This is a genomic window from Fusibacter fontis, from assembly GCF_055378735.1.
The window spans coordinates 1,044,246-1,057,993 of record NZ_AP042445.1; the positions used below are offsets into that span (position 1 = coordinate 1,044,246).

At 36.0% G+C, this 13,748-nt stretch carries 13 protein-coding genes; 4 read left to right on the forward strand and 9 right to left on the reverse strand.

Annotated elements, in window-relative coordinates:
• Nucleotides 1–125: 125 nt before the first annotated feature.
• Nucleotides 126–1,679 (forward strand): hypothetical protein, encoded by a 1,554-nt coding sequence (locus ACZ41W_RS04645; RefSeq protein ID WP_464313719.1) that lies wholly within the window; start codon nt 126–128, stop codon nt 1,677–1,679.
• Nucleotides 1,680–1,754: 75 nt separating this feature from the next.
• Here ACZ41W_RS04645 and ACZ41W_RS04650 read toward each other — a convergent pair whose 3' ends face one another.
• From ACZ41W_RS04650 to ACZ41W_RS04685, 8 genes are all read right to left on the reverse strand, one after another.
• Nucleotides 1,755–2,021: an HPr family phosphocarrier protein gene (locus ACZ41W_RS04650; RefSeq protein WP_464313720.1), complete on the reverse strand. Its 267-nt coding sequence runs from the start codon at nt 2,019–2,021 to the stop codon at nt 1,755–1,757.
• Nucleotides 2,022–2,029: 8 nt separating this feature from the next.
• A complete protein-coding gene (locus ACZ41W_RS04655) occupies nt 2,030–3,112 on the reverse strand; it encodes a DUF871 domain-containing protein (protein WP_464313721.1) in 1,083 nt (360 codons plus the stop codon).
• A gap of 10 nt (nt 3,113–3,122) precedes the next feature.
• Complete coding sequence (locus ACZ41W_RS04660; protein ID WP_464313722.1) at nt 3,123–3,428, reverse strand: PTS lactose/cellobiose transporter subunit IIA; 306 nt, start codon at nt 3,426–3,428, stop codon at nt 3,123–3,125.
• Between the two features lie 144 nt (nt 3,429–3,572).
• A complete protein-coding gene (locus ACZ41W_RS04665; RefSeq protein ID WP_464313723.1) occupies nt 3,573–4,859 on the reverse strand; it encodes a PTS sugar transporter subunit IIC in 1,287 nt (428 codons plus the stop codon).
• 20 nt (nt 4,860–4,879) lie between these two features.
• Nucleotides 4,880–5,179 (reverse strand): PTS sugar transporter subunit IIB, encoded by a 300-nt coding sequence (locus ACZ41W_RS04670; protein WP_464313724.1) that lies wholly within the window; start codon nt 5,177–5,179, stop codon nt 4,880–4,882.
• Complete coding sequence (locus ACZ41W_RS04675; RefSeq protein WP_464313725.1) at nt 5,176–6,066, reverse strand: N-acetylglucosamine kinase; 891 nt, start codon at nt 6,064–6,066, stop codon at nt 5,176–5,178. Before ACZ41W_RS04675 ends, ACZ41W_RS04670 begins: the two co-directional genes overlap by 4 nt.
• A 187-nt stretch (nt 6,067–6,253) precedes the next feature.
• Nucleotides 6,254–8,926, reverse strand: coding sequence for a sigma-54-dependent transcriptional regulator (locus ACZ41W_RS04680; RefSeq protein WP_464313726.1), 2,673 nt, complete (start codon nt 8,924–8,926; stop codon nt 6,254–6,256).
• A 238-nt stretch (nt 8,927–9,164) separates the two neighbouring features.
• Nucleotides 9,165–9,821 carry a peroxiredoxin gene (locus tag ACZ41W_RS04685; RefSeq protein ID WP_464313727.1) on the reverse strand — a complete coding sequence of 219 codons (657 nt, stop codon included), beginning with the start codon at nt 9,819–9,821 and terminating at the stop codon, nt 9,165–9,167.
• Between the two features lie 364 nt (nt 9,822–10,185).
• Here ACZ41W_RS04685 and ACZ41W_RS04690 point away from each other — a divergent pair, with 364 nt between their 5' ends.
• Nucleotides 10,186–11,397 (forward strand): hypothetical protein, encoded by a 1,212-nt coding sequence (locus ACZ41W_RS04690; protein ID WP_464313728.1) that lies wholly within the window; start codon nt 10,186–10,188, stop codon nt 11,395–11,397.
• A 224-nt stretch (nt 11,398–11,621) separates the two neighbouring features.
• On the opposite strand, the gene ACZ41W_RS04695 is transcribed toward ACZ41W_RS04690, so the two are convergent.
• Nucleotides 11,622–12,518 carry an EFR1 family ferrodoxin gene (locus ACZ41W_RS04695; protein WP_464313729.1) on the reverse strand — a complete coding sequence of 299 codons (897 nt, stop codon included), beginning with the start codon at nt 12,516–12,518 and terminating at the stop codon, nt 11,622–11,624.
• 385 nt (nt 12,519–12,903) lie between these two features.
• Here ACZ41W_RS04695 and ACZ41W_RS04700 point away from each other — a divergent pair, with 385 nt between their 5' ends.
• A complete protein-coding gene (locus ACZ41W_RS04700) occupies nt 12,904–13,149 on the forward strand; it encodes a hypothetical protein (protein ID WP_464313730.1) in 246 nt (81 codons plus the stop codon).
• Nucleotides 13,150–13,230: 81 nt separating this feature from the next.
• Nucleotides 13,231–13,614, forward strand: a complete 384-nt coding sequence (locus tag ACZ41W_RS04705) for a FliG C-terminal domain-containing protein (protein WP_464313731.1) — start codon at nt 13,231–13,233, stop codon at nt 13,612–13,614.
• Nucleotides 13,615–13,748: the final 134 nt, after the last annotated feature.

Consider the following 13,748-nt stretch of genomic DNA (forward strand, 5'->3'; position numbering starts at 1 on the left):
ATTAACGGATGCATTTATTGATTCATGGTTATTTATAGATTGTAAATAGCCTTGATTTAGTGTAAAATAATTATATTTGTAGAATGTGTTTTACATCTAATCCACTACATACGAAAGGAACTCCCATGAATTTTATATCAGAAAAAGACGTCTTGAAGTATTATCTAAAGCTGATTGAAACAGACCAAGTGACATTTCTTTCAGGACATGAATTTTTTAAAAAGGAAATCACACGGCTGATCCAAGACTTAATTAGACACGATAGCATGCACGATCAAATCACCTCGGCAAAGTCACTTTGGAAAATTCTTTTCGAAGCTTCCATGAGCCATATTGATCCAGATAAAGGTGGGTATGACAAACTGTTTGAATACTTTGATGAGTACGTTCAGTTTGAAGAACTCATCTTCGCATCTGATTCATTTTACAGGGATCACACGTTACACTGCCTATGGGTATATTTCTTAGGTGAATATCTCGCTCGTGAAAAAGCTTTTAAGTCTATCATTCACCCGATGTACGAAGAAAAAACCATGCTTGGCGATATGATCGAAATTTGTGAAGAAATTGGAATCGAAGGCGATTTACTCGATGATTTGAAAACGGTCTACCATAGTATTCCCGATGCCGATTCACTCAGATGTCTGTGTGCATTAACACACGATCTCGGATACCCCTTAAAGAAAATCAAAAAAATCAATAGTTCTGTAAAGCGCATTTTACCGTATTTTGGTATCGATCACTTCGAAGAATTTGATTTTAAATATCAACCTATTCAGATGCCTTTTATTGAAAAATTGACTCAAATGATGAGCTATACTTTCAATATCAATCCAAGAAATCAACAAAGCATTACACTTGAAATGGTAAAAAAAATATTTGTCGCTCGTGATGATGGCAGCATCAAAAGTATCAACAAGCCCTACTGGAAATCCAATAAGGATGAAATCAAGTCATTTATGGAGGAACACGCTTTTGAGATTAGCCTCATAACGAATGATTCGTTATTTGTTCAATTTTCATTAGATCTCGAATCCTATCAGCACGGGATTATGAGTGCGTATTTACTCATGAGAAATCTCAACGTGTTTAAATCCATTCCGCTTATGAAATCCGGTGGAAATGAACTAAAAATGGGAAGCCGCACCACGTCTAAATTTCTAACGATGCAGGATCTTTTCAGTAGCATCAGCAACCATACCCTCGAAGGATTTCGAATTACGCGATTACAAAATCCTGATGAATTTTTGGCATTTGTCGATGAGATTGAAGAGTTTTCTAGAATCAGTCGAGCAAACCAAAATAGAGAATTTATCAATGAATTCTGCAAAACGGGCATTGAAATAGAAGATGATTGGTTTGTGATCAATTTCCTCTTTGATAATGAAGAAATCGACAACCTAGATCCAGAACGGGCATTTAAAGGACGCTGTAAAAAGATGTTGACGCTCATGGATATTCCTAATCTCGACCATTCTTTGAAGCTCAAACTCAATTGTATCGGCAATTTGTCATATGACAAAAATATTTACTCTCTTGAGATTGCTAAAAATCATGCACTCATTACCATCAATGGGGTTCAGCAGTATATTCCAAATTATCTTAAATCGAGACAATTCTACAGCACTGAGGATTATCAAGCCATGCAACCTATCATGAGTCGCATCACTTCCAGCTAAAATTTAATCGAGTTTACACAAAATAAAAAATGACGTTAAGTATCCTATTCCACAGATACTTAACGTCATTATTTTTTATACTGCCTTAAAAGACTCATTTAAGAAATCTTTAAATTTCTCTGATGCGATTTCTTCGTCTGCACCATCAAAGACAAAAGTGACGGTTTCACCTTGCTTAACACCAGCGGATAATACGCTCATGATCGACTTGCAGTTGATCTTTTTATCATTCTTAACGAGACTAATTTCCGATTGATAGCCCGTTGCTTCCTTCACAAGCATACTTGCAGGTCTTGCATGCAAACCCGATGCATTTTCAATCATATACTCTATTTGAATCATGTTTCCTCCTATTTCTCAAAAGCAAAATGTTGCCATGGTTTTATTTCAGCCAATAAATACCGTTCGTGTTCAGCAACTCTTGCTACGACACTTGATTTACCGCTATTTTTCATTTCTTTTAGAGCAATTTGACACTCTCCTGCATATCTCGTATATAGACTTGATTCTATGATGATATCGCCACAGATCATATCCGATGGATTTTTTAATTCAAATGTCTCTTGCTTATATTTTACTCTACTTTGTGTCGAACGAATCATATATTCTGAAACGTCGCCTCGATTAAAATGGGGTTCATGAAAGAGAATTTTTTCTTCAACTTCATTTAAAGCCACTACTGGTTCAATTTTCAATGTTAAAAGCTCACGATTGACTTTAGAAAGTGCGATGAGTTCTTCGTCCGACGCAAACATATTGGCTATGATGACATCATCAATTAACCCCGTATTAAAGAGATCTTTCGCCTGAGTTTCAACAGGAAGATCACGATGAGATTCTAAAGTACACAAGCCCTCAGAAACTTTCCAAGGTCCATAGATTGCACTTTTCGCACTGACAAATGCAGCCGTTCTAAAGCCAAGATCTTTGAACTGCTTAGACGTCTTAATAAAATGTTCGCGACTTAGACCCGTATATCGATGTGGGTAAAAATTGTGGCAACCGATAATTTTTCGCTGATTCGGCTGATACGATAAAATATTGTCCACATAACGTGTACCATTGGACACATTGAGTTCAATAGAAATTCCATATGGATTAAAACTCATTTGACTTTCCTCTTGTCCTGAAAAACCAAGATCTAGTCGAATGCCCTTCAATCCAAGTTCATGAAAAAAACCGAGATCTAATGCATCTAGTTCAAGCGCTTTGAACACATCGGGCGATACATCTGCAATTACTTCAAATCCAAGTGAATTGGCATATCGCGTCCATACGCCAAATGTTTCTTTTACAGATTCGCGAGAACCACCACCTGATATCAAGCACGTAAAAATGCGAGAATATCCAAGTTCTGAAGCGCGTTTGATATAAGCTTGAATGCTTTCAACATCCGCATACTCCGGATAAATTGATAAACCAATTTGTCTCATACAGCCTCCACTATTTACTTGAAATAGCTTTTGATAATGCGATTATTTCATAAGCCAATTCTTTGATTGTAATGGCATTCATGAGATGATCTTGTGCATGTATTAAAAGCAATGATATCTCTGTTTTTTCACCACCCGCTTCTTTTTGAATCAGTTCGGTTTGAGCGGCATGTGCTTTTATTAAACACTCTTCTGCAGATTTTAAATGTTCGTCAGCTTGAGTGAATTCTCCATTTCGCGCTTTTGCCATGGCTTCCATACATAAGCTTCTCGCTTCGCCACTATGTGATATTAAAGAAAAAATGATACTCTCCACGTTATTCACCTCTTATATTTAATGATTTTCTAATTGTCCTTCTCCAGAAGCACTGTCATCAACTCCTAATAAATGCACTATTAGAAGCTGGTGGCAGTGCAGGAGTTTCCTCCTACACATGCTGGAATTGGGATATTAAGGGACTTAAGCTTGTTCTTTTTTGATCTCAGCTCTATCAGCGATCAAAACAAAAGGGATATAAATTGCAATTGCAATTAATAAGTTAATGCCTGCTAATACACCACCTTGCCAGCTTCCAGTTGCAATTGCACCACCGATAATTGGCGGCGTTGTCCAAGGAATAATGGCAATTGTATGTGGTACGAGTTTTACTGCAATAGCCGTATAACTAATGATGGTTAAAATAACCGGTGTAAATATAAATGGTACGAAGAGAATTGGATTTAAAACAAGTGGCATACCGAAAATTACAGGTTCGTTGATATTAAAGAGTCCTGGTCCTACTCCAAGTTTACCAATTTCTCTATATTGTTTTCTTTTACTTACGAGCAAGATTGCGAAGAGAAGTGCAAGTGTCGTTCCAGCTCCGCCAAGGTAAACAAATCCGTCTAAAAATGGTTTTGTCACGATGTGAAGTTTATCTGAAAACTGAGAAACGCCTTCTTTAACAAGTTCAGTATTTTTAGTTAATAATGGTAACAATACTGGCTCGATAACACCGCCGATGATGTTTGATCCATGTAAGCCAAAGAACCAAAGGAAGTGCGTCATAAATACGATGAGTATCGCTGAGCCAAGAGAATCCGCTACATTTGTAAGTGGTGTCGCAACATATTTCACTACGACACTAAAGAAGTTTGTACCTGCAACTGTAAATGCAATCATTGTAAATGAAGCAATAGCAAGTACGATCATGCCTGGAATTAAAGCAGCAAATGATTTTGATACTGCCGGTGGTACGCCTTCAGGCATTTTAATCACTAAAAACTTAGCTCTTGAAAGACGAACAAAGAGTTCTGTACTGACTAAACCGACGATAATTGCGACGAACATTCCCATCGAGTTGGTGTAACCCCAATGGATGTTGCCCCATGCGCCATCTGGATTGACTTGTGGCATCAAGATAAAGAATGTCGCAAGTGAGATAAGACCTGAAGATAATCCGTCTGCATTGTAGCTTTTAGCTAAGAAATATGAAACTGTAAATGCTAAGAAAATCGATATAATGGCAAATGTTCCCCACCAGATGTTTCCGCCAAATGAAGTCCATGACTCGCCAAATGTTTTCGCCATGAAGTTCTTATATGGTTCAATTGGCAATTGATTGATTAATGTCGCAAAAGATCCTGCAATTGCAAGTGGTACCAATGAGATAAAACCATCTTTAACAGCTGCTAGATGTCTTTGTGATCCAATTTTCGCGAAAACCGGAACAAACTTATTTTCAATGTAATTGATAAAAGCGTTCAAAATAATTCCCCCTTAATAAATTATAATTTCAAAAGTGCTTTGGCATCGCTTAAAACAGCTTTGCCATTCATCGTGCCGTATTTAACAGTGTCGATTACCGTAACGGGCGTTCCGCTTGCTTCAAGGGCACTAAACTTTGATTTTAAATATCTGACTTGTGGTCCTAACATGAGTACATCGATTTCTTCGATTTTACTCACTTCGGCTTCTGCGACTGCAACGATCTCTACATCAAACTGCTCTTCACTTGCAGCTTCTTGCATGCGTTTTACGAGCATACTAGTAGACATTCCGGCAGAACATACTAATACAATTTTCATTTTATTCCTCCTCTTTTTGCTAGCCACAGCGCGCCACAACTCGGTGGTACAGTACCGATAACGATCGGTCGTGTTATGGCTTTCTCTTTAGCAAAATCGATCAATCCTTGTCCAATTGGCGTATTGGTTAAAACACCGCCTATTAGAATGATAGGAAATGCATCTGGCATGATGCTATCGAGAACTTTTACATGTCGATAGAGATCTAAAGTCGCCCTTTGGATGATCTTTTGAACTTCTGTATCGTTTTGATACTGAAATACAATCGGTACCAATGCTGCAATCTGATCTTTTGTGACATGTTCAACATTGACATAATCGGATAAGTTATTTTCATCGGTTCCAATGTGTTTGAATACACTTTCGAGTACTTCTGTTCTTTCTGCACGCCCATCAATCATATGAGCACACAAGGTCAAAAGGTCTCTTCCAAGTGCATAGCCACTCCCTTCATCGCCAATTCGTGGTCCCCATCCACCCACTCTTGTAAAATTTTCATTTACGCAAGCAAGTGCAATTGAACCCGTACCACTAATCAAGACGCCACCATCTAGCGAACCAACATTTGCAACGAGTGCAATGACTGAATCATTGACAAAATGTGTTTGAACGCCAAGTGCTCTAGAAACACCCAGCAACGTATTTTTGTCTTGTTCTGTATCGACACCTGCGCCGCCGAATACCACACTTAGTTGATCTTTTTTTACGCCATAATGTGCTGAAACTTGAGAGAGAATCTCTTCATACATCTTTGAAAAGGTTTCAACACCTATCACATGATAATTGGATCCTCCATATATTGCTTCAAATTTCTCGCCTTTTGAATTTTCTGCGATGACGTGCGTCTTTGTACCACCGCCATCGATGCCTATAAAAATTTGCTCCATGACTTACTCCTTTATGTCTGCACTTATATATACGCAAGTTGCGTGCCAACTTTTAAAAAGAGTCTTATTTTTTTAATATTATGTATTTTGAACACTTTCGTCCATTATTTAGTTAAAAAAACAGTGCACAATAAATTTGCACACTGTTTGCACACAAGATATTTTTGCACACTGTTGCACAATATCTCTATTGATCTAGGTTAGATAATATCACTTTACATAAAAAAGCACGTTGTTCCACGGGAATTTCTATGGCAAATGCACTTTCTAACAGTTGAAATGACGCTGTAAGTTTATCATACACAGGTCCATGATCAAGTAAAAACGTCCGGTACGCTTCAAAGGGTTTCAGTATCTTTCCCTTAAGTTTATTATCAATATAAAATACGACGTGTAGTAAAAAACCCACTCGCGCATCTGCTTGAAGGACTTTTCCAAGACTTTTCTCTACGGATTCAATAAACTCACTTGCAACTTTTACAAGTTCGTAACTTGGATACTCAACTGTTTCCTGTATGGACTTTGAAATATCTTCTAATAATAACGCTTCTTCGACAATATGCTCCATTTGCTTTAAACTCTCTTCATGAAGTAAGTCATATGCCGAAAAAACAGGAACTTGTTCAATTGGTATGTTGAGCGTGCTGGTAATCGCGATTAAGCGATAATGACTTTTATAGTAGTCAATGGTCGCAAGATATTTGCTTCGATCAGCTAAGTCAATACTTACGATTTGAACAGTTGGATACTTAGAAAGGCGTTTTTCTAGTATGCGCTTCATGCGCTCCGCTGTCCCTTCGCCTGTAAAACAAGCTGTTAATATAAGGAGTTTGTCTGTTCCAATCTCATGTCGCACCATGGATCGAGAGGGCATATAGCCTTTATCAAGACTTCGGTAAATTTCTTCTAAGGTCATCCCAGTCGTCACTTTTCGCGCAACTTCAAGTACCAACGGCGTGCTGCATTGTGTCAAAGTTCGAGTGGCAATTCCAAAATCCTCATAGAGCATCTCGCCAAAATTGCTGAGCGACCCCATGTCCACCATTAAGAGCACTTGTTTGATATTGTGCGCCTCAATATAATCGGAAACTTTTCGGTACATCTCTTCAACAGGCATGGAAAGCGGCATGTCAAATGCAATCACTTGCGAATCCCCTATGAGTTCATTTACCACCTCTGCCATACTTGAGGCAGTGGATTTACCATGCATCAGCACAAAAAGTGACACTGAATCTAATTGAGGATTTTGCTCTTCCGACTCGTGATCTAATAAAAACATCGTAATAAATCCAATTTCATCAATTGGAAGAATCATGCCAAGAGCAAGTTCTATCTCCCTTGCTAAATCCATCGCAATGATAAATTCCTCCATGTGTGTTACTCGAATTTGATTGAGTTTTGGATTGAAAATCGGTTGGTGATTTTGAATGCGTTCAATCGCACTTGCCATGTGAAGCGTAAATGCTGCTTTTAACGAAGGTGAAATCTCTCTCTTTAATCGTTCGCTTTCAATGTTCATTAGCTTATGAGAAAGTTCGATTAAAACTGGATCGACCACTTTTTCAATGAGGCTATCGGTGCTTTTCCCTTTCATCGACTGAAGGTATTTTGAAAATCGAAGATCGATATCCGCACTAATGACCTGACGAACCGTCTCTTCATCTGCACCTTGCCTCTTTAATTCCAGTACTTTTTCTTCGATATCGCTATAAAAATTTTCAGAATCAGATGGTTCTAATCTTTTCTCGCTCTTTTGCATCTCTTGATCGGTTAAAAGCGTCTCTTCTGATGGTGGTAAAAGTTGATCCACGATCTGCCTTTTTCCTTTATATAGATTATAACCAGCTTTTACCTCAGGTGTCAGATCAATGCTTCTTACTTTTAGATACACCTCATCATGTGAAACGTAATGTAAAAATGCTTTGGCACAAGCTTGTTGAATATCCGTGCGCAGTTGTCCAATGTTGTTTTTACACTCATAAAGTAACAACGATATAAATGCATGTCTGCTAATTGCAATGGGTTTATGAATACGAAGTGCTTCTTGTTTCAAGAACATTTGAATCAATAGTTTGCGTTCTTCAATAGTTCTTTGTGAGAGTGAAGGCAATTCGATAAATATCGGAATTCTGCGTTTAAATGTAGAAAGTAACACAGATTCAGGATTTTCCGTTGTGGCAGCGATGATCTGTACCGTTACGCCAGTAATATCTTGGTTACTTCCAAGCGACCTAAAATGTCCGTAATCCATAAATGTAAACAGCATCTCTTGTCCTTGTGGCGGTAATCGATGAACTTCATCTAAAAATAGCATCCCTCCATTTGCCTTTTGAAGAAGGCCCTCGCGATCTTTATCCGCACCCGTGTAAGCACCTTTTTTTACACCAAATATTTCGCCCATTAACAGCTGAGGGTTATCTGCATAATCTGCACAGTTCAGCACGACAAATGGCGATGTTGAAGAGATTCTTCCACTACTGAGTGCGTATTGGTACATTTCTCTGGCAAAATACGATTTTCCAACACCTGTTTCTCCATATATTAAAGTATGAAGACCGCTAGGAGGATATAGAACAGCCGCTTGAGCTTGCTTCACTGCTTTTTTTAGACTTCCATTTGAACCAATGAGATCAAATGCGACTTTTTCAGACTCAGTTATACTTTGATTGACTAGTTTAAATCGTACGGGCCTGCCGTCTTTTTTTTCTAACTTTTTTTCCACGACAAGTTGATTAAAATATCGACTAATCACGGAACGACTTAAATGAGCTTTTTCTGCCACTTCATCGGCAGTAAATCCCCTATCATTATTATTCATTTCCTCAATAAGCCATGTTAATAACTCATCCTTTTTATTCACAAAGCCACCTCAACTTACGTTTTTTGATGCGTTTAATTACAACAAGTATAGCACAAAGCGTTTCTGAAATAAAAACAATTGCAAAAAAAGAGGCGGTTGTAAATCTAAGTCATTAGATTTCAACTGCCTCCTACTTAATAATTTCATAATATAAACACTGATTTCAATCATTTGGATTACTATATAATACATCATTAGTGGATCATTATAAGCTAATACTCATCCGGATATTAGATCCTTAGAGTGATTTATGACATAACCACCAATCTTTACATTGAATTTTACCTGCTTTTGCATCTGCTAATCTTTCTTCTTTAAGTTTCTCAGTTCCAGCTGGCGGAATGATGACATCTGAACCTAACCACTCATTGTTCGGATAATTTTCAGGCATTGCAACGCCATTTGCATCTGCTACTTGGAGTGCATTCAGCGCTCTTAAGATTTCATTGACACTTCTTCCAATTTCTTGTGGGTAATACATCATAAGTCTTAAAACGCCTTTTGGATCGATGATAAAGACTGCTCTGACTGTATTCGTTCCTTTACCAGGGTGAAGCATACCAAGTGTCGTCGCAACACGACCTAGTTCATCTGCAATTACTGGAAATGGAATGGTTACATCTGTATTTTCATTGATCCACTCCACCCATTTAATATGAGAAAATACTTGATCGACAGAAAGTCCAATTAACTCTGCATTGAGCTTTTTAAACTCTTCGTTTCTCTTTGCAAATGCAACGAACTCAGTCGTACAAACTGGTGTAAAATCTCCTGGGTGACTAAATAACACACCCCATTTTCCACTATAATCTTCTGGCAATTTCAACATACCATGTGTTGTTTTTACTTCCATTGAAGGAAATGCATCTCCTAATAAAGGTAATTTGTTTTCCATAATAAATACGCTCCTTTTCATGTTCTATTTTGTTCAATTGATAAACCCTTAAACTAAGAATCTCTACTTATGTTTTTGTTTTGTCTGCGGTTTAAGGTGTAATGATTTTATATTTGTATTGATTACATTTTGAGAATAACACTAATTTAATTTAGTGTCAATAATTTTTATCATCTTTTTTGTTTAATTATTTGAATTTTCATCATTTAAGATTTCATTTTTTTCTCTTGCTATAACTCTGCATAAATTTCTATATTTTCCTTGACACCTATATATCGGTATCATAAAATTTATTTGTGTCTGACCCCGTGAAATTTATGTTTCACTAGATTTTGTCAGCAAATTTTATTTATGGGGGATAAATATGAAGTTTAAACACCTTAAGCATTCATCTTCACGTTTCAAGCAAATCAGTTATTTAGTCTTGGTTGTGATTCTGATGACATCCATCACACTTTTGGCTGGTTGTGGTAGCGATGAAAGTAGTTCAAGTGGTAAACTAACCAAAGAAAGAAAAAACATTGAAAAAATTGAAACACTTAAAACAGCCTTTGATGAAGCAACAACCTATGAAGAAAAAGTTGAATTATATGAAGAATTTCAGGACAAATATGGCGATGCAGAATTCAATGTTCCGAAAAACGCTACAAGATATGATGAAATCTACACCGAGATTCAAACTAAAATCGATGAGTACGATGAAATTAACTCTTCACTTAATACGACTTTAAGTAATATTCAGGCTGATTATTATAGTGTGAATGATTTCACATATTTAAGTGAGACCGTTAATCAAATAGTTCCAGATGAAATTTGCCTAGACATACTCGAAACTTTTTTCAGTGAAAATCAAGTAGAACTTGAAGAAGCCTTTACAGAATATATCATGGAAGATTTAGAAGTAAGTGCTTATACATTTGGATTTGAATTTTTTAAAACCTCATATGAAGGTACTCGTTTTACGTCTTCTTTCGATGGTCTTTTTGAGTCTGAATCTTATCAAGCAATTCTAGACTCAGTTAATACAAAAGCAGAAGAAAAATACAAAAAGTATATCGAAGCAGGTAATGCAATAAAAGCACAGCTTGATCCACTTAAGACATATGAGTACACTGAGGTTGACAGTGATGGCGCTTATAATGCATATTTATTTGGTTATGCAAATTCAGTGACTGTCCGTTTTTTAGATGATTATTATTTTGGTTCTGAATATTTATTCGAGATAGATTTTGAGTCACTTGATTCAATCAACACAGATCAAATTTCTAATGTATCTTTCATTATTAACGGTACTGAGTACGATACAAATCAACTATTTACTGCGGAATGGATTGGCGAAACTTATTACGCTGTCTACACAAAATTTTCAACAGATGGGCAAAATACAATCTCAATTGATCTCTTTAAAGCCTTCGTACAAAATACAGGTAATCTGACAGTTCGTTTAACGATGAATGATGGCTCAACTCAAGACCATCTTATAAATACCGATTTTTATGCGGGTGATGATATCGCCATCATTAAAAATGTTTTTGGAGCAATGGAAGCAGTGTATCAGCTTACTGTTGAAGAATAGTATAAAACAATATAATAAAAAATTAAGCCACAGTTTATTCATCACTTATGTGATCTAAATAAACTGTGGCTTTTTTATACTCATTTAATTCCCATCTTATGACCCATATCGTTAAAGGATTGAGTAACATGCTAGTATACTGATTGATAATTTGACTGATTGATAATTTGACTAATTGGTAATTTGAATGGCTTATGATTTGACTAATTGGTAATTTGAATGGCTTATGATTCGGTTGATTCTTCAAGGTATTTGACCACACCTTTAAATAGAACCCCTTTAGGCGGTACATACGCCGGATTAACAGCTTCTGAACGTTTGATCATGTCATCAATTTGATCTAGATCATATCCATTTTTCAATACCAATTTTTTCTCAAATCTCGGATGTATTGAGTGTTTTGGACAATTGTAAATACACTTCATACAAATCACGCAATTGCTATTGAAAGTAGGTTTTCCATTTTGCATCTGAATATTCGCTCGTGGACATTGAGATTCACACAAAGAACATCCATTACATCCATCGTCAACAGTGAATTTATCGCTAAATTTTCTACCTGCTTTTTTTTGAAACATAAATAGTCGAACGAGAATGCGATCAATTAATAAAGGACGCGTGAGCCTTTCTACCCCCTTCTCAAGTTCTCTTATGACTTTTTTTACCATTAACGGTGCTTTTTGAAGCAATAAAGCCATCAATTCTAAATCATACTGTATAGCAACATTTCCCGGCATGACAAACATTTTTTCATAAATAACACGAAAGCCTTTTCGTTCTAATTGTCTTTTCACGAGAGTTCGACTCGCAGTATTTGGAAACAATTCACCGCCACCAGATACAGAACAGATTACGACTTCTTTATTCAAATGCGTCTTGAGCCCATCTAACCACTCGTGAATGGATAATGGTGCACTAAATGCATATACAGGATACAAGAGAATGAGTAAAGACTCTTCAATTTGTGAAAGTTGCTGATCTAATATTGAACTCATGGTCAACTCGGAAATTGTAACAGATTTTCCCATTTTAGCGAATTCTTCATAAAAATGCTGCGCAACTCTATATGTGCCTCCAGTTCCGCTAAAATAAATGATTTTGATAGTTTCATGCGTCTTCATATTATTTTCCTTTCCGTGTAAAAAAATGAGTCTATAATAAAATTATTTTCATAGAATCACTTGTCATTTTCATGACTTTTTGATTTAATTATAGTATGTATTGTAATAATTTTATTAAATTTTATTAACAACCATTGTCCTTAATTTTTTTTGTATGAAACTTATAGCATATAAGAACATTCAAGAGAATTGTGAAAGTTGCATAATTACCTTTTCAGTGTGAAAATCATGTGGTGATAAATTTAAAATGGCTCAATCACGGCATTTCAAAAATTGAGATTCTCACAAATAAGAATTATGCAATTTTCTAAATTAACAAATTAAAAAATTCATATAACTAAAGAATTCATATAATTAAAGAATTTATAAATATTTAGGAGATTTTATGACAAATAACGATTCAAAACAGAGCATTTTGAGTTATCACGAAACCATCAATGAATATTCTCAAGAAACGATTTCAAGCTGTTTTACAAGCCTTAATTCTGAGCATCAGCTTGCAATTATCATGTCAGCAACTGAGGCACTCACTCAATGTTTATTATCGACGTTTGATTTAGAAGACTATATTGAACTGAGTGGACAATTAATTGATACTCCAAATCCAAATCACGAGCATATAATTCTATAAGCTTATAACGAACTCGTTTTAAAACTAAAAAATCAAGATACGCATCAAACCATTCAGAAAAAACAAGATGTCCTTCTCAATATGTATCATAGCATTCTTGATCGTACATTTCAAAAACAATATCTGGATTATTTGGAATCCAAATACCCTGATTATGCAAAAAAAATTCGTCACTTGATCATCGACGATTGGACGTTTGAAAATAGCGATGATCAAAGTATTCAAAGACTCATGCGAGAAGTGGATTCCATTGAACTGGCTATTTTTTTAGAGAATTCATCGTTAGGCGTTCAAGAAAGATTTTTCGCCAATATGTCATCTAGACTGTGCGAAATGATTAAGGAGGATATGGTCTATTATAAAAATTCCCCAGCCTCAACCATTCGACATGCACTTAAATCAATTACTGACATTTATCAAAAGCTCAGTGAGGCGGGAGAAATTAACTTACCAAGAAAAGATTAGTTTAATAAGTTCCATATACATCCAATGGCAATGAAGTTTGTTTCGATAGTTTTCGTTATATATTATTTAATTATTATATTGTTTATTCAACATTTAATGTTATAATTATTTAAAGTCAATAAACTAATCTCTGG